Here is a 16,842-nt window from a genome sequence, read left to right as displayed (position 1 = left end):
GGCCTAGCCGCCCTGCATGGGCGAGAGGATTTCAATCCGGTCGCCGTCGTTCAACTGGAATTCCGCCCGGTTGGATTTGTGCACGAGGTCATTGTTGACGGCCGTCGCCAGCCAATCGCCCTCATAGTCAAGCGCGGCAAGCAGCGCCTCCAGCGTTGTGGCGGCAACCTCATGCGCTTCGCCGTTGACCATCAGTTTCATGAGCAAGCTCCTTCGTTCTGTCGTGACTGAAAACCAGGTCGGCAGTCTGGCGCGCCATGGCGGGAGCCAGGAGAAAACCGTGACGATAGAGGCCGTTGATCGCGATGATTTCACCGTTCGTTTCGACGCGCGGCAAATTGTCGGGAAAGGCTGGGCGGACGCCGACACCGGTTTCAACGATCTCGGCCTCGCCAAAGGCCGGGTGGAGGGCATAGGCGGTACCCAGCAGCTCCATCATGGAACGCGCCGTCACCGGTCCGGCGCTCTGGCTTTCAATCATCGTCGCTCCGATCATGAAACGGTGATCGGTGCGCGGCACGGCATAAAGCGGAAAGCGTAGATGAAGCAAACGGACCGGCCGCGACAGCGAGACATCAGGCGTGCGAAGAATCAGCATTTCGCCGCGAACACCGCGCAGCCTGTCATCGGCCGCTGCCATTCCCATACAGTCTATCTGACGGGCGAAACCCGAAACAGGCCGGGCGTCGCAGCCGAAGTGGAATTTGACACCCATGGTCGCAAGCTTGTCATGAAGTGCCGCCATCGCCGGGCGTGGGTCGAGGTGAGCCTCGTCGGGGAAGAGCAATCCGCGGCGGAAGCGGCCGGCTAAGTCGGGCTCCAGCAAGGCAATTTCATCTTCCTCGACGCGCCGATAGCCCGTCGTGCGGCTGGCGAACCGGTCGAGCTCGCCCGCATCGCGCGGCGCGGCCAAGACCAGCGTTCCCCGTCGTGCTACCAAGCCGGGCGTTGCGGCGTCCCACCAGTCGGCGGCGTCGCGTCCGAGATCCAGCACCGGCTGCTCGGCGCTTTCACGCTCGCACCACGGCGCCAACATGCCACCGGCGAACCACGACGCATTGCCGCCAAGGGCAGGCCTTGTCTCGGCAACGGTAACCACCGCGCCGCGTGCGGCGAACTCGAAGGCGACGGTGAGGCCGGCAACGCCGGCCCCTTTGACCAAGACCTTCATGATGGCTCACGTGGCTGAGGTATGAGCGGCGCGCCGGTCTCGTCCGCCGGCAGGTAGAGATCGCCGCCCTCGCGGTATTTCGCCGCCATCGCCGCCATGCCCTCTTTCTGCGCCTCGGCACGGATGTCGTGAGAGATACGCATCGAGCAGAATTTCGGTCCGCACATCGAGCAGAAATGCGCCACCTTGTGCGCTTCCTTGGGCAAAGTCTGGTCGTGGAAGGACCGCGCCGTTTCCGGATCGAGCGACAGGTTGAACTGGTCCTCCCAGCGGAACTCGAAGCGCGCGCGGGAAAGCGCATCATCCCTGACTTTCGCTGCCGGATGGCCCTTCGCCAGGTCGGCGGCGTGGGCGGCGATCTTGTAGGTGATCACGCCGATCTTGACGTCGTTGCGATCGGGAAGGCCGAGATGCTCCTTGGGCGTGACGTAGCAGAGCATGGCGGTGCCGAACCAGCCTATCATGGCGGCCCCAATGCCTGAGGTGATGTGGTCGTAGCCCGGCGCGATGTCGGTTGTCAGCGGTCCAAGCGTATAGAAGGGCGCTTCGCCGCAGACAGCGAGCTGCTTGTCCATGTTCGCCTTGATCTTGTGCATCGGCACGTGGCCGGGGCCCTCGATCATCACCTGGCAATCCTTCGCCCAGGCGATCTGCGTCAGCTCGCCGAGCGTCTCCAACTCGGCGAACTGCGCCGCGTCGTTGGCATCGGCGATCGAGCCGGGACGAAGGCCGTCGCCGAGCGAGAAGGATACGTCATAGGCTCTGGCGATGTCGCAGATCTCCGCGAAGTGCTCGTAGAGGAAGCTTTCCCGGTGATGGTGCAGGCACCATTTTGCCATGATCGACCCGCCGCGCGAGACGATGCCGGTGACCCGGTCGACGGTCAGCGGGATGTAATGCAGCCGCACGCCGGCGTGGATGGTGAAATAGTCGACGCCCTGCTCGGCCTGTTCGATCAGCGTGTCGCGGTACACCTCCCAGGTCAGATCCTCGGCAATGCCGCCAACCTTCTCGAGCGCCTGGTAGAGTGGCACCGTGCCGATCGGCACCGGTGCGTTGCGCACGATCCAGTCCCGGATGTTGTGAATGTTGCGGCCGGTCGACAGGTCCATCACCGTATCGGCGCCCCAGCGAATCGCCCAGACCATCTTTTCGACCTCTTCGGCCATCGACGATGTGACGGCGGAGTTGCCGATGTTGGCGTTGATCTTGACCAGAAAATTGCGACCGATGATCATCGGCTCGCTCTCGGGATGGTTGATGTTGGCGGGAATGATCGCCCGTCCGCGCGCCACCTCGTCGCGGACGAATTCGGGTGTGACGAAATCGGGCAGCATCGCGCCGAAAGCCTCGCCGTCGCGCTCAAGCTTGCCGTGCAGGATCTCGCGACCAAGGTTCTCGCGGATGGCGACGAACTCCATTTCGGGTGTGATGATGCCGGCGCGTGCATAGGCAAGCTGCGTCACCGCCTTGCCTGCTTTGGCCCTGAGCGGTCGGTGGCGGATGGGAAATTCTGGCGTCAGGCGTTCGCCCGTCGCGAAACCGTTGTCCTCCGGCCGGACGTGGCGGCCGTCACAGTCCTCGACATCGCCGCGCGCCAAGATCCATTCGTGGCGAAGCCGGGCCAGGCCTTTTTGGATGCTGGTTTCGACAGCCGGATCGGTATAGGAGCCCGACGGGTCGTAGACGGTGACGGGCGGTTCGCTGGCTGTCGGATGGACGGAGATTTCGCGCATCGGCACCCTGATCTGCGGGTGGATGGCACCGGGCTTGTGGATCTTACGCGAAGCAGGCAGCGGTCCCGTCGACACGGCGGGGGTGAGGGCATTCATCTTGAGGCTCCTTTGCTCATGCATTGGAGACCCAGTTCTGTGCCGGAAGGATGAAAAGACGCTTCTGTCTACCTGCCGAAACAGGACCTCGGGCGTGAACTCCCGCAGAGCGCTTGCACCGTCCCTACGCCAGTATGAACTGGATCAGGTTCAACGGGTCACTGCGCCGCGAAAGCCAGCAGTATCTCAGCCCCTTGCCGGGACTCCCCTGGTGAATGCCTCAAGTTGAACGGGCCGGGGTTGTCTTGTCAAGCGCGTGTTCGTCCTGCGGCGGCGGTGGGCGGCAATCAAATTGGGCCCAAATTGGGCCGACGGCCTCGCCACGGGTCGCGGAGAAGTTCCGCGGGAGGTAGGGCAGGTGTGGCCAAAGCTGCATTTGCCTCGTCAAACTTGATGTGACATTGACGTAGACGGAACTGCTGCGTTTCAAGGATCTTAAGCCGTCAATGCCTGATCGGAACAGAACTGGTGGGCCGCCCGAACGCCCCACAAACATCGTGCTCTCGATCACCTCCTATTGTCGCCGGAAAAGGGGTGATCGACCAATCGATCAAGGCGACCGCTCGCTGAAGGGCGCCCTCGGTTTCAGCACGGCTGGGTGAAGTGGCAATGACATGTCCAATCCAGTCTCGGAAATCCCCCTTCCTGACGATCGGTGTCTTGGGTTCAACATTCAATTTGACCTCGGCCACACCTGATATAGCAGCTGCCTGAGTGTCGCCACCAATCCAGTCCAGGGTGCCATCTTGATCAGGAAGCAGGAATCGCGCGGCCGCAGTATGCGAATGCTTTTTGCGCAGATCCCATTCCTCGCCAATGACAAGCTTGATGTGCTCGGTGACGAGGTCGACACCGTAAGCTAACTGGACCAGTTGAGGGTCGGGCGCGCCACTAAGACGCGGATTGACTTCAATGACAACTGGACCGCGTTTCGTGCACCGGAGTTCAATGTTAGTTGGCCCCCAGCCAAGGCCGAGAGCCCGCAAACAGCTCAGCGAAACATCGGCGATGCGCTCACGCTCCTGATCGGTTAGCAGGGCCGGATATGTCACCTCACGTATGACGAAATGGGGGAGGGGACCAAAGTCATTGGCGCAAATCGCAACGACCTCATTCCCCATAACATTAATGCTATATAACGGGCCCTGTGCGAATTCTTCGACGAGTATTTTCGGTGTAGACCGCCATATGTGCTTTCCGCCCAATAGATAGGTCGTATGTTCGGCTACGTCTTCGAGGCTGCGGCACAATCGGACACCGATGCTGCCGCTGCCTACTGCCGGCTTAAGAATCACGGGCAGGCCGATCTCTGCAGCCGAGCTTTCTACCTCCGCCGCATTCGTTGCCAACCGATAAGCCGGTATTGGAACGCCGGCCTGCGCGAGGAGTTGGCGTTGCTTGAATTTGTCGCAGCTTCGTTCAATCGATTCAGGGTTCGGCCCCGGTAGATCGAAATGCCGGCAAAGCTTGCCAACTGTCGCATAGATCGATTCATGGTCCCCGGCAAAGCCAGTAATGCCAGCAATGTCGTGGGTAGCACGCAGCCGCGAACATTCGCGGACCAACGCTTCGAGATTGCCAGTGTCGACACGGATTGCCTCAACGTTTTCCGCCGAAAGATAGTCGTACCGAGGTGGATCAGCCGTCAGAGTAATTGGATGAAGACCAAGACACTGAGCCGCTTGGACGTATAGCTGACCAGTACCCCTATGGCCTTCGACCAATATGAGCGCTCTTCTTCTTACCATTGCTGTTAATCCCGATGTTGCGTGCTGGCGGCGGTCCGAGGGTAACCGGCGTCACTTTTATGGCCGTGCCGGACCTCAGACTCGCGGTGCCGTACCATTGTCAACGACTGACGGTTGTAAAAATCTTGTAAATTGATTTGAAGGATCTGTTGCAGCGTTGTTGATTAGGGCGGCGTCGGAGGCTTGCTCCGTTCACACCAGGTTAGCTGGGGTTGGTGTGTGATCCCGTGGGCCTGGGCGTGACCTACCCCTCGGGTAGGGCACGCCAAGCCACATCAAACTCGCAGCACAAGAACATGCGCTCTGGTCATACCGGCTCATGGTGAGCCCTGAATCTGGAACCGGCCCGATGTGTAAGCAGCGAGTCGTCAAACGGCCCCATTCAATCATGGAGTCACATCATTTAAGATCGCGAAAGCTGTCATTGCGGGTTACGGAACTGCTTTCCGATGACATTCGAAGATGCGATCGGGCGTCAGAACCGGATCGCGGACCGCCGCTTCCACCTCGGCGAGCCCGGCTGATATAATCAGGTCTGAGGCTGCTAGCCCTGTCGTTCCCAGCATTTACATTAGGCAGCCTTGCCAAGATTGTCCCGCTGCAGAACCTGCCTGAGCGCATCGACGAACGTTCGAATATCTGTCGTACTATGGGCAGGCGTAACCGTCACCCTGAACCGCTCGGTTCCCACCGGAACACTCGGCGCCAGAATTGGCTGAACGTATATTCCATGCTGATCTAGAAGCTGGCGGGACGCTTCCTTGCAACGGAATGGATCACCAATAAGCACAGGAATGATGTGGCTTCGGGTCGGCATGACGGGGATGCCCGCCTCTTTCAGCAATCCGACTAAAAGTTTCGTTTTCCGGTGCAGATCAATTCGTTCTGAATCTGAATCGCGAAGATGGCGCAGCGCTGCCAGCGCACCAGCCGCTAGGGCTGGCGCAAGCGCCGTGGTGAAAATGAAACCGATCGAGAAGCTTCGTATGCTGTCAACAATGGAGGCAGGTCCGGTCACATAACCCCCCATCGAGCCGAACGCCTTACCTAGCGTTCCTTCGATGATGGTTGGACGATCCATGATGCCAAGTTCCGCGGCAATGCCGGCGCCTTTCGGACCGTACATTCCAGATGCATGAACTTCATCCAGAAACGTCATTGCGCCAAATTCGTCCGCCATGTCACAGATATCTTTGATCGGTGAAATGTCACCGTCCATTGAATATACCGATTCAAAAACAATGATCTTGGGTCTTGCAGGATTTACACTGCGCAGAAGCTCCCGCAAATGCGCAACGTCGTTATGCCGGAAGACGCGCTTTTCGGCCCGGCTGTTGCGGCATCCACTAATAATTGAAGCGTGGTTGTGCTCGTCAGAAAAAATAATTGTGTCCGGCATCAAAGATGCCAATGTACTCAAGGATGAATCGTTTGAGCTGAAGCCGGAAACAAAAATCAATCCTGCTTCCTTATTGTGGAAACCTGCAAGCTCCCGCTCGAGCAACACGTGATAATGGTTGGTGCCACCAATGTTGCGGGATCCTCCCGATCCTGCGCCGTTGGCATCGATGGCGCGCTTCATTGCCGATAGCACTTTGGGGTGCTGCCCCATACCGAGATAATCATTAGTGCACCAAATGGTTATCTCTTTTCGGCCGTCGGGCCTATTGAGCCAGGCCTTTGGGAAGTTGCCAGACTGACGCTCCAGATCGGCAAATTCACGATACCCGCCACGGCCTTTGAGTTGCTCGATTCTTCCGGCGAAATACTGCACATAATCCAAATCAATCTCCTGTTGGGAAGCCGTTTTTCGGCGCGCTCAGTGCTGCTTCACAGCGCACCTGCGCCGGCCCATCCCGTCGCATCCCTCGACAAGCACCAGCAAGATTGGATTTCGACTACGCGCTTGATCTTGCGGGGGTTTCGGCCGCTCCAGCTAATTCGGGTAACGCGCCCCAAAGTGCAAGTGAAGAGAATGTTAAATCTATTTGTTACTGAAATGTCTGAAATTGCATAGTGTCGCAAGGGATTTCATAATTCTGGCCAGTCGTCGTTCGATTCCTGTCGCGGCCTTGTCAGAGCTGCGCTCGGCGGGCTTTCGGGTCCGAGAGCTGCAATGCGCGAGGGCCGCGTCTTGTCGCGCAACAGCCCTTGAAGCCCTTCGGCGGCGAAACGCTCTGCAAACGCCATACGCAGCGTTTGGACTTGCTGGCCTGCAGGATCATCTTGACGGTGCCGACGTCATCGTCGGTCCAGCCGGTTCGGAGTCGCCTCAGAATCGGAAATTTCTGCCCATCAGACTGGAAATTGACATGTAAGCTTCCCGGCTCCTTCAGATGTCATCATCTCCCGCACACCAACTCATGCCACGCAGATGAGATCGCGCCTTTTTCTGTCGTCACATTGTGAGAATCGGAAAAGAAGGGTCTCCTTGTTTTTTTTATATGAAACAAAATTTCACAAATAATTATGAAAACGGACATGTTTGCTGCAGACAATTAACGTACACGTACTTGTCTGCCGCTGAATAACAAAATATAGGCAGCAATTATAACTTATAAACGTAGTGAAACGCGTCAATCGACATTTCCGTAGAGCTGCAGCAGAGACGAGGGGAGTCCCATGGGCCCTATGAAGATGCAGCCCGAGGAGATGGGCAGCCTGTCCGCGCGGATTTACAGCAAGGTGCGGGATGGCTTGATCATCGGCAATTTCGCGCCGGGCGATCGTCTCCTTATGCAGGATCTTGCCGAGCAGCTCGGAACCAGCATTACGCCGGTGCGCGAAGCCTGTCTGCGGCTCGTCAGCGAGCAGGCGCTCGAGTTGCGCTCCGGCAGGTTCGCCGCGGTGCCAGACCTCAGCCGCGCCCGCTACATTCAGATCAAGCTGATCCGCGTGGCACTTGAAGGGCTTGCGGCAGAACACGCTGCCGACCATTTTGCCCCCGCCGATCTCGAACAGCTTGAGACCTTCCGCGCCTCATTTGTAGAGAGCCATAAGGCCGGTAATATCAAGGAAGCGCGATCCTCCAATCGCGCTTTCCACTTCGGCGTCTACCGCCTGTCGCGTATGCCGATGCTGATCGGACAGATCGAAAGCATGTGGGCCTCGATGGGTCCAATCCTTAACGTTTACGATCGGGAAACTCCGCGCGGGTACACCGGCGCGGAAGAACATGACCATCTCATCGAGGCCTTGAGGGCTGGCGACAGGAAGAGGGCCCGCGAGGCGATCGAGAACGACATCCAGCGAGGCTCACATGGTCTTCTGCGCTATTTCGACGAGCGCGGCTCCGGCTGAGCTGAATTGCCCTAAGCACCATCGATCTGCGCGACGCGCGGTGTGCGCAGGCCGGCTGTTTCCCCGCCGTCTACAGTCACCACCGTGCCGTTGACATAGCTCGATTGATTCGAAAGTAACCAAGCGACCACATCAGCGATCTCTTCAGGGGCACCGAAGCGGTTGGCAGGGATCCGCAGTTCGAGCTGCTTCTTGCGCAGTGCATCGCTTATGATGTTGCCCATCATGCGTGTTTCGATCTGGCCGGGGCAGACAGCGTTGAAGCGGATCTCCTCGCCGAACTCCAGCGCGAGTGCCTGCGTCAGCCCGATGACCGCGGCCTTTGAGGCGCAGTAGGCAGCGAGCCCTTCTTCGCCCGTCTTTCCGGCGATGCTGGCCATGTTGACGACTGAACCCCTCCCGAGCCGCAAGCCGTCCAGCGCATGACGGATGAAGAAAAAGACGCTGCGTGCATTAACCGCAAGGACCTCATCCCAATCGTCCTGGGTGGCGGTGGCGAAGGCAATGCGCTTCGACATGCCGGCATTGTTCACGAGCCCCGCGAGCCGGCCGTTGCCAAGTTCAAGCGCACGGTCGACGACACGGCGGCAATCGTCTTCACGGACGATGTCACCGGCAACGAACGTGACATCGTGATTGGCGCGTTCGAGCGCCGCGCCCGCTTCTGCATCTCGGCCGGTCGCCACCACTCTGGAACCGGCAGACGCAAGTTTCTCCACGCAGGCCCGCCCAATCCCGTGCGTGGCGCCTGTTACGATGATCATTCCAATTCACTCCATTGCGTATTTGGCAACCGCACAGTTTGGGGGGCTCGCTTTTGGGCCAATCCCCGCCCCATCAAATCATGACGAACAACGTTGTCGTCACCTAGGATCAGTGGATCAAGTTGTGACGCGGGTTATAGCCGGTGGACTGGCCCAAGCGCCGGGCCGTCGGCCCAACGGCTAGATTGGCGATACTGCGCATGTGGCCATGTCTTTCCTCGCGTGATGGGGTGTTCCCTAGAAGCGGAGCAATATGCGGGTGTGACGACCGATAAGGCGGACCGGCTATTCCGATAGGGACATCCATACTGTCGCATGACCGACTCGTCACCCCCGCAAGGCCAGTAATGCCAGAAGTGCTGCACAATACGCCAAGAACGCACACCGACCAATCAGTGTTTCGACTGTTCGCCGCACACGGGATCGGCCTCTCAGCTGGCAAAACCATGTCGCAATGGCTGGACGTGCATCGCGATTTGCGAGCCTGGTGACGCGGGACTTGCGCCGGCACGCCATCAAGGGAACCGGCCGCGACGGCTTGCCGGCGGAGGCTGTGCTGCCCTGCCCCTGCTCAGCAGCACCACCCACTAAGCATCGGGAACCCGCGTTAGAAGCCTTCACGTTGCGGGCCTTTGCCCGGCTGCCGGGAGAATGAAGTCGCAAGACAACACCCGCAATCCGGGCGCCGACCTCTAGGAAGAACTCAGGCTGGCAAGCGCCAGACGAGAGAAGTTGGAAAGCGGCACGGTCGTGCGCGGGAACCGTCATTTCAACAATCATCCGACCGCAGCGTGTTATGGCACGCTGCGGTGCGGTTCAGCGCGGCTGTTGCAGCACGCGAATGCACTGGGCACATCTCCTCCCTAAAGACCCTATGACGATTTGGTCGATAGCGAAGTGCGGCTGCTGACCAATGGCTCTGTATTCGAAGGCCACGCTGATCGCTTTGACTTATTCGCCGGCGCTTGATGTCAGGCAACTCGATCGACAAGCCGCATACCGGTCGGTCGCGAGGAAGCCCACATCGCCGAGGCCAGTTGCATGGCTGCTGTCTCCGACCTCACCTTTCGTCAAATGGATTGTGATCCCGGTCGAGGCAGCGAAACCGCGATTGAAGACACCTTCCCGGCTGAGCACCGGCTAATGAAAACCCTATTGACTTATAACTTATAAGTAGTACGGTAGCGCTGTGAAAATGAACAACGGCGCGGATGGCCCTGAAGGCGAACTCGCCTAGACGGTACTACGATCCGCCAGCAAGCCTCTGCTCCCAAGGCAGACCGCGGAGCCGGCGAAATCGCCGGCTCCGGACCCGGGAACACACGAAAATGGGGAATCACATGACCAAGAATCACGCTTTCCGATCCATCCTCGCGGCGGCTTTCGTCACCGGCGTGGCCGTCCTGCCCAACGCCGCCCAAGCCAAGGATTGGTGGCCCTTCAAGATCAACGCGGCCAAAGGCGGCGATCTGAAAAAAGTCGAGGCACTCGACTATGTGCCGCTGGAAAAGGCCGAGAAGCCTTGGAACCTGTGCGTCTTGTTTCCGCACCTCAAGGACAGCTACTGGGTCTCGGTCGACTATGGTATCGTTGAGGAAGCAAAGCGCCTGGGTGTCAAAGTGACGGTCCTGCAGGCTGGCGGCTATGACGCGCTGCCCAAGCAGCTGTCGCAATACGACGATTGCGTCGCATCCGGTGCCCAGGGTATCCTCGTCGCCGCCATCTCGGAAGCCGGTCTGGCGGCCAAGCTGAAGGAGGGCGACGCCAAGGGCCTTGTCCAGATCGCCGTCGCCAATCCCATTCTGGAAACTCCGATCACCGCGCGCATCACTCCCGATACCTACCAGAAGGGTTTTCAGGAGGGTGAGTACCTCAAGAAGTATCTCGGCGACAAAAAGACGACCGCGATCGGCCTGCCGGGTCCGCAGGGATCGGGTTGGGCGGAGAGCTATATGGCGGGCTTTCGCGACAGCATCAAAACCGGCAACATCAAGCTCGCGGCCGAGCTCTATGGTGAGCCCGGCGTTCCGCAAAGCCTGCGCCTCGTCGAGGACGCCCTGCAGACCTATCCCGATCTCAATGTCATCTGGGGCGGGGCTGCTGCGGCGGAAGCGGCCGTCAGCGCCGTCGCCGACGCTGGCCGCGACGATGTCGTGATCATGTCGTCTTACGAGAACCAGACGATGCTGAAGCTGGTCAAGGAAGGCAAGGTGCTTGGCTTTGCCGCCGAGTATCCGGTGATGATGGGCCGCATCAGCGTCGACCTCGCGGTGCGCGCCTTGGAAAAGAAGGACTATGAGAAGGTTCTGCTGGTCGCGCCGGGTATCGTGACCAAGGACAACGTCGACAAAATCGACCCGACGCAGATTTTCGCGCCCGATGGGTGGAAGCCTGAATTTTCGGTACAATAGTCGCATCTTCGATGGGCGGCAGACCTCGGCCTGGCCTGCCGCCCTTTTTGCTTCGAGTTCGGTGGTGTCAGCGATGCTTGAACTTACGGGTATGACGAAGCGTTTCGGGGGTGTGGTGGCGCTTGACGGCGTCGACTTCTCGCTGTTGAGCGGCGAGGTCCATGCCCTTCTCGGCGAAAACGGCGCCGGCAAGTCGACGCTCATCAATCTGATAGCGGGAACCTACGGCTGGACCGAAGGCTCTTGCCGTATCGACGGCCAAACCGTTTCCGCGCTGACCCCACAGAAATCCCGCGATGCCGGGGTGGCGGCTGTGTTCCAGGAATTCAGTCTCGTCCCCGACCTCACGGTCGAGGAGAACCTGTTTCTTGGACGCGAGATCAAGGGAAGGCTTTTCCTGAATCGACGCGCGATGCGTGCCCGCGCGGAAGAACGCTTCCGCGACATTGGCTTTCACGTCGAGCTGGCCAGCAAGATCGAAACGCTCACCCGGGCGCAAAAGCAGATGGTCGAGATTGCCAAGGGCATGCTTTCGGATGCCAAGATACTCATCCTGGACGAACCGACCGCGTCGCTTACCGACGGTGAAGCGGAAAAACTGTTCGCCGCCATCGCGGGCCTCAAGGCGCGGGGCGTCGGTATCATCTATGTGTCGCACCGCATGGCGGAGATCCGTCGGCTCGCGGACCGTGTCACGGTGCTGCGAGGAGGGCGTAAGATCGACACAGTGGCCATCGCCGCGGCATCGGACGCGACCCTGATCGAGATGATGGTCGGCCAGCCGGTCGAACGACTTTATCCGTCAATCAGCCAGCGCCCCGCCGAAATCGTGCTGGCGACCAGGGGGCTGCGTGTCTCCGGTAGCGTGTCGGACGCCTCCATCACGGTCAGGGCTGGAGAAATCGTCGGCCTGGCAGGCCTGGTTGGCTGCGGCCGCAGCGAACTTTGCCGGGCGGTGTTCGGCTTGGAGCGGGTGACGTCCGGTGAGATCGAGCTCCATGGCGCGGTGGTTCGAGCGCCAGTGCCGCACAGCATGTTGCGTGCCGGACTTTGTTACTACCCGGCCGATCGCGGCGCCGAGGGACTGGCGCTTGGCCGACCAGGCCGCGAGAATGTGACCATGGCCGCGCTCGACGACCCGAGACTGTCCCAGGCCGGACTGCTCAAGTTCTGGCGCGAGCGCCGGGCGATAGCCGCGCCGTTGAAGACACTGGGTCTACGACCGATGGCGCCGGAACGCGCGGCGTCGTCCTTTTCGGGAGGAAACCAGCAGAAACTCGTGCTGGCGCGCGGTCTGATGCGTCCTGTCTCGGTCCATATTTTCGATGAACCGACGGTCGGCATCGACGTGGGCGCCAAAAGCGAGGTCTACAGGCTTATGAAAAGCCTGGTCGAGAATGGCGCGGCTATTCTGCTGTCATCGTCCGAACTGCCAGAGCTCGTTCACCTGGCCAACCGCGTCTATGTCATGCGCGAAGGGCGCATAGTCGCCGAACTCAAAGCCGACGGCATCACCGAGGCCACTGTGCTGCGTCACTATTTCGACGCCGAAACCGGCGCCACGGAGGCAGCATGAGCCCTGACACGCTGCGGCGCCGTTTTCTGGAAACCGGCGGGATCGTCATCCTGCTTCTGGTCGCGGTTGCGGCCGCGGCCGCGATCATCGAACCGCGTTTTCTGAACCGCCTGAACATCCTCAACGTCCTGCGCAATTTCTCCTTCCTGGCGGTTCCGGCGATCGGCCAGATGATCGTCATGACCACCGGCGGTTTTGATCTGTCGGTCGGCGCCACCATGGCCTTGGCGTCCGTGGTCACGGCCGCGGCGATGGCCGCGATGCCCGACGCGCATGGGCTCCAGCTGCTGATGCCGGTGGCGCTGGCCTTGGCCAGCGGCGCCTGTGTTGGCCTGGTAAACGGCACGCTGGTGGCGCGCCTTTCCCTATCACCTTTCATGGTGACATTGGCATCGTTGTCGATCGTCGCGGGACTTACGCTCTATTACACGCAGGGTATCCCGATCTATGGCGTTTCCGACGCCTTCGTCTATGCCATCGGGCGAGGGCAGGTGCTTGGCCTGCCGCCGGTCTTGCTGCTGGCGATCGTGGTGATCGCCATCGCCATCATTCTGCAGCGTCGGACCGCGCTCGGGCGCCACTTCTACGCCGTCGGCGGCAACGTCGGCGCCGCCCGACTGTCGGGAGTGCGCACACACCATGTGTTGATTACCGCGTATGTGCTCTCCGGTCTCCTGGCCGCACTCACCGGCGTGCTGATCACCGCCCGTATCGGTTCCGGCCAGTCGACGATCGGCGGGACCCTCGGACTGGAGACGATCGCAGCGGCGGTGATCGGCGGCGTTTCATTGCGCGGCGGCTCAGGCCGCGCCGAGAACGTCGCCATGGCGGCGCTGTGCCTGGCGATCATCGCCAATGCGATGAACCTCACGCAGATCGACAGCAAATTCCAGACCCTGGTGCTGGGTTCGGTGCTCATCGGCGCACTGGCTTTCGACCGAATTGTTCAGGGGAGGCGGGCCAATGTCTGATCGTCCAGACATGGCGGCTCCGGTTGTTCTTGACCGCGCTCGCCCGGACATCCGCCAGTTCGCGGCGCAGGCCAAGCTGCCGGGGCTCGTATTCCTGGCCCTGCTAGTTCTCGGTCTGCTCGACCCGCGCATTGTTTCAAGCGGCAATCTCTGGAACATCGCGATCCAGACGAGTTATCTCGCACTGTTTGCCATGGCGCAGACCATGGTGCTGCTGACGCGCGGCTTCGACCTGTCGCTTGGTTTCACCGTCTCGCTCGTCAGCGTCATATCGGCGATGGTGATGACCGGAACCGGCGATATGCCGATCCTGTGGGGAATCGCCGCCGGCCTCGGCGTCGGGCTGCTGATCGGCGGGCTGAACGGCGTCCTCATCGCCGGTATCGGCATCAACCCGTTGGTGACGACGCTCGGCATGGCCAACATTGTCATGGCACTGGCTTCAACCGTCAGCGGCGGCTTTCCCGTGCCGGGCGTTCCCGAGGCCTTCACGGACGCCTTGGCGGAGGGACGGCTGATCGGCATTCCGGTGCCCATCGTGTTCGCCGCGCTGTGTTTCGCACTGCTCTTCCTGGTCTTGCGCTTCACCGTGTTCGGCCGCGGCCTGTATCTCATCGGCGCCAACCCTCGCGCGGCGACGGCGGCGGGCGTTCGAACCGGACGCGTCGTTGCGATCGACTACGTGGTCTGCTCGCTGCTGGCCGCGATTGGCGCCATGCTGCTCACCGCGCGCACCGGATCGGGCGAGCCCAATCTTGGCGGCAACCTGACCCTGGAATCGATAGCGGCGGCGGTGGTCGGTGGCGTGCGCCTGACCGGCGGCGAAGGAGGCGTCACCGCGGCTCTGCTCGGTGCCCTGTTCATCACGGTCATTTCCAACGCCATGAACCTCATGCAGGTCGACGGCTATCTGCAGCAGGTTCTTTTGGGCCTCATCATTCTGGCCAGCCTGATACTGGGCCGCGATTACAAGAAACGCTAACAGCTTCGGACCTTAAATGGCTTATCAAGTCTGCATCGATATCGGCGGAACCTTCACCGATTGCCTGATTTCCGAGCCCGGTGGGAAAATCTCGATCTTCAAATCGCCCACCACGCCCGGCGAATTCGAGAAGGGATTCATCAACGTGCTGCACGTGGCGGCGGCCGGATACGGGCTCGATCCCGCGACGTTCATGACCAAGATCGACTTGATCGTACACGGCTCGACCGTCTCGACCAACGCGCTGGTCGAGCGGAAGACCGTCAAGGTCGGATTGATCCTCAACGAAGGACATCAGGACATCCTCGTCCTGCGCGAGGGGCCGCGCAAGGGCGCCTTCCAGTGGCGGCTCGACTATCCCGAGCCCTATGTCCCGCGCCACCTGACGAAGACGGCGCGGGGCCGCGTCGATGCGCGCGGGCGGGAGCTCACGCCTCTGTCGAGATCCGATGTCGAGGCGGCGATAGCCGACTTCCGGCGCTATGGGGTCGAAGCGATAGCGGTCGGTCTGCTTTGGTCGGTCGTCAATCCCATCCATGAAACAACGGTGCGCGAAATCATCGCGCAGGCATGGCCCGAGATCCCGGTGACGCTTAGCCATGAAGTCAATCCGATGTCGCGCGAGTATAAGCGCATCATCGCGGCCGCTATCGACGCGTCGATCAATCCGATCGTGCGCACCTATATCGAGGACTTGCGGCAAGCACTGTCGCAGGCGGGTTTCCAGGGCGAGCTGCTGCTGGCCAACTGCGTCGGTGGAATGATGCCTCCCGCCGAGATGCTGCGGCGGCCAATCTACAGCGTCATGTCGGGGCCGACGCTGGCGCCGATGGCCGCGCTGGCGCTGAGCGACGAAGCCAATGTCATCGTCGGTGACATGGGCGGCACCACATTCGACGTCTCGGCTTTGCGCGACCACCAGATCATCGTCACCCCGGACAGCATGATCCACGACGACTCGCTGGGGATCGCGAAGGTGGATGTGAGATCGGTCGGCGCCGGCGGCGGGTCGATTGCCTGGGTCGATGATGGCGGCCTGCTGCGGGTCGGACCTCAGAGCGCTGGCGCGCGGCCGGGGCCGGCATGCTACGGAGCGGGCGGCACCGCGCCGACGGTCACCGATGCCAATGTCGTGCTCGGCATCATTGACCCGGATTATTTTCTAGGCGGCCGGATCAAGATCAGCCGCGAACTGGCCGAGAAAGCGGTCGCGAGCATCGCGACGCGGCTCGGCATCCCGCTGCTCGACGCGGCTTACGCCATCCAGACCACCAGCAACCACAACATGGTCGGGGCCATCGAGGAAATCACCATTCGCGAGGGCATAAACCCACGCGACAGTTTCTTTGTCTGCGGCGGCGGCGCGACCGCCATCCACATCGCCGAGATGGCCGACATATTGGGCTTGAAACGCTACATGATCCCGCGCTTCATGGCTGGGTTGAGCGCGTTCGGCGGGTTGATCTCTGATATCACGCGCGAGGAAAGCGCGGTTTTCCTGACCTCGACCCGGCGCTTCGACGCCGCTGGCGTCTCCGACATCCTGGCGCGGTTGAAGGTGTCGGGCGAGGCATTCCTCGAACAGGCCGGCGTTGAGCCCGAGCTGCGGCGTTTCGAGTTCTCCTTTCTTGGTCGCTACGAGTACCAGTCCTGGGAAATCGAGGTCCATTTCGAGGCCAATGAGCCGCGCCTCGAAGCGGAAAAACTCCCAAGTCTCGTCGAAGCGTTTCATCAGATGCACGAACGCATTTATTCGATCAGATCCGACCGCGACATTGTCGAATTCACCAACTGGAAGCTGCGCGCGGTGGGCAAGCGGGCTAATCAGGATGCCTGGAAGGATTTCAGGCTGGCCGACCAGGCGACGGCGCCGGTCGCCAAGACCCATCGGTCAGCTTATTTGCATGAAACCCGGCGGACGAGCTCTCTACCTGTTTACGACATGGACCAGCTGGGCGCGGGGGCGGCGCTTGATGGGCCATGCCTGGTGGAGGCGACGACGTTCACCGCCTTCCTCAAGGACGGACATCGCGGGCGCGTCGACCCACAAGGCAACATCGTCGTGACCGTCGATTGACACCAACCCT

General features: G+C 60.7%; 12 protein-coding genes and 1 riboswitch. Of the genes, 6 read left to right on the top strand and 6 right to left on the bottom strand.

Translation table 11 applies throughout. The features are described 5' to 3' along the window. Positions 1–3: 3 nt before the first annotated feature. The 5 genes from thiS to hemA form a co-directional block, all read right to left on the bottom strand. Positions 4–201, bottom strand: coding sequence for a sulfur carrier protein ThiS (gene thiS, locus X743_RS141605; RefSeq protein WP_023768632.1), 198 nt, complete (start codon positions 199–201; stop codon positions 4–6). Then, positions 170–1,171 (bottom strand): glycine oxidase ThiO, encoded by a 1,002-nt coding sequence (gene thiO / locus X743_RS141610; protein ID WP_023768631.1) that lies wholly within the window; start codon positions 1,169–1,171, stop codon positions 170–172. Before thiO ends, thiS begins: the two co-directional genes overlap by 32 nt. After that, the gene (thiC, locus tag X743_RS141615; protein WP_023768630.1) at positions 1,168–3,003 is read right to left on the bottom strand and encodes a phosphomethylpyrimidine synthase ThiC; all 1,836 of its coding nucleotides are present in this window, start codon (positions 3,001–3,003) and stop codon (positions 1,168–1,170) included. Before thiC ends, thiO begins: the two co-directional genes overlap by 4 nt. A gap of 103 nt (positions 3,004–3,106) precedes the next feature. Continuing rightward, positions 3,107–3,223: riboswitch (TPP riboswitch) on the bottom strand. Between the two features lie 223 nt (positions 3,224–3,446). After that, complete coding sequence (locus tag X743_RS141620) at positions 3,447–4,751, bottom strand: acetyl-CoA carboxylase biotin carboxylase subunit family protein (protein ID WP_023768629.1); 1,305 nt, start codon at positions 4,749–4,751, stop codon at positions 3,447–3,449. A 571-nt stretch (positions 4,752–5,322) separates the two neighbouring features. Continuing rightward, positions 5,323–6,534, bottom strand: a complete 1,212-nt coding sequence (gene hemA / locus X743_RS141625; protein ID WP_023747629.1) for a 5-aminolevulinate synthase — start codon at positions 6,532–6,534, stop codon at positions 5,323–5,325. Positions 6,535–7,382: 848 nt separating this feature from the next. Here hemA and X743_RS141630 point away from each other — a divergent pair. Continuing rightward, entirely contained in the window at positions 7,383–8,051 is a 669-nt protein-coding gene (locus X743_RS141630; protein WP_032923485.1) for a GntR family transcriptional regulator, read from the top strand. An 11-nt stretch (positions 8,052–8,062) separates the two neighbouring features. Here X743_RS141630 and X743_RS141635 read toward each other — a convergent pair whose 3' ends face one another. Further along, positions 8,063–8,815 (bottom strand): SDR family oxidoreductase, encoded by a 753-nt coding sequence (locus X743_RS141635; RefSeq protein WP_023768627.1) that lies wholly within the window; start codon positions 8,813–8,815, stop codon positions 8,063–8,065. A 1,340-nt stretch (positions 8,816–10,155) separates the two neighbouring features. On the opposite strand from X743_RS141635, the gene torT reads away from it, so the two are divergent. The 5 genes from torT to X743_RS141665 all read left to right on the top strand — a co-directional run bounded on the left by torT (position 10,156) and on the right by X743_RS141665 (position 16,832). Continuing rightward, positions 10,156–11,226: a TMAO reductase system periplasmic protein TorT gene (gene torT / locus X743_RS141645; RefSeq protein ID WP_023768625.1), complete on the top strand. Its 1,071-nt coding sequence runs from the start codon at positions 10,156–10,158 to the stop codon at positions 11,224–11,226. A gap of 73 nt (positions 11,227–11,299) precedes the next feature. Beyond that, positions 11,300–12,802 carry a sugar ABC transporter ATP-binding protein gene (locus X743_RS141650; RefSeq protein ID WP_023768624.1) on the top strand — a complete coding sequence of 501 codons (1,503 nt, stop codon included), beginning with the start codon at positions 11,300–11,302 and terminating at the stop codon, positions 12,800–12,802. Then, positions 12,799–13,773 carry an ABC transporter permease gene (locus X743_RS141655; RefSeq protein WP_023768623.1) on the top strand — a complete coding sequence of 325 codons (975 nt, stop codon included), beginning with the start codon at positions 12,799–12,801 and terminating at the stop codon, positions 13,771–13,773. The genes X743_RS141650 and X743_RS141655 overlap by 4 nt, the downstream gene beginning before the upstream one ends. Beyond that, complete coding sequence (locus X743_RS141660; protein ID WP_031258573.1) at positions 13,766–14,755, top strand: ABC transporter permease; 990 nt, start codon at positions 13,766–13,768, stop codon at positions 14,753–14,755. The genes X743_RS141655 and X743_RS141660 overlap by 8 nt, the downstream gene beginning before the upstream one ends. A 16-nt stretch (positions 14,756–14,771) precedes the next feature. Beyond that, positions 14,772–16,832, top strand: a complete 2,061-nt coding sequence (locus tag X743_RS141665; protein WP_023768621.1) for a hydantoinase/oxoprolinase family protein — start codon at positions 14,772–14,774, stop codon at positions 16,830–16,832. The last annotated feature ends 10 nt before the right edge of the window (positions 16,833–16,842 follow it).

The sequence above is a fragment of the Mesorhizobium sp. LNHC232B00 genome (assembly GCF_000502435.1).
Classification (GTDB): domain Bacteria; phylum Pseudomonadota; class Alphaproteobacteria; order Rhizobiales; family Rhizobiaceae; genus Mesorhizobium; species Mesorhizobium opportunistum.
The sequence above is the reverse complement of the archived record's forward strand: the minus strand, read 5'-3'. Positions and strand labels throughout refer to the sequence as shown.

Excerpts from the sequence above, each read along its gene's own strand:
- X743_RS141630 (WP_032923485.1), top strand. The coding sequence starts at position 7,383 with ATGAAGATGCAGCCCGAGGAGATGGGCAGCCTGTCCGCGCGGATTTAC.
- X743_RS141620 (WP_023768629.1), bottom strand. The coding sequence starts at position 4,751 with ATGGTAAGAAGAAGAGCGCTCATATTGGTCGAAGGCCATAGGGGTACT.
- thiC (WP_023768630.1), bottom strand. The coding sequence starts at position 3,003 with ATGAATGCCCTCACCCCCGCCGTGTCGACGGGACCGCTGCCTGCTTCG.
- thiS (WP_023768632.1), bottom strand. The coding sequence starts at position 201 with ATGAAACTGATGGTCAACGGCGAAGCGCATGAGGTTGCCGCCACAACG.
- X743_RS141650 (WP_023768624.1), top strand. The coding sequence starts at position 11,300 with ATGCTTGAACTTACGGGTATGACGAAGCGTTTCGGGGGTGTGGTGGCG.
- X743_RS141635 (WP_023768627.1), bottom strand. The coding sequence starts at position 8,815 with ATGATCATCGTAACAGGCGCCACGCACGGGATTGGGCGGGCCTGCGTG.
- X743_RS141655 (WP_023768623.1), top strand. The coding sequence starts at position 12,799 with ATGAGCCCTGACACGCTGCGGCGCCGTTTTCTGGAAACCGGCGGGATC.
- X743_RS141665 (WP_023768621.1), top strand. The coding sequence starts at position 14,772 with ATGGCTTATCAAGTCTGCATCGATATCGGCGGAACCTTCACCGATTGC.
- torT (WP_023768625.1), top strand. The coding sequence starts at position 10,156 with ATGACCAAGAATCACGCTTTCCGATCCATCCTCGCGGCGGCTTTCGTC.
- thiO (WP_023768631.1), bottom strand. The coding sequence starts at position 1,171 with ATGAAGGTCTTGGTCAAAGGGGCCGGCGTTGCCGGCCTCACCGTCGCC.
- X743_RS141660 (WP_031258573.1), top strand. The coding sequence starts at position 13,766 with ATGTCTGATCGTCCAGACATGGCGGCTCCGGTTGTTCTTGACCGCGCT.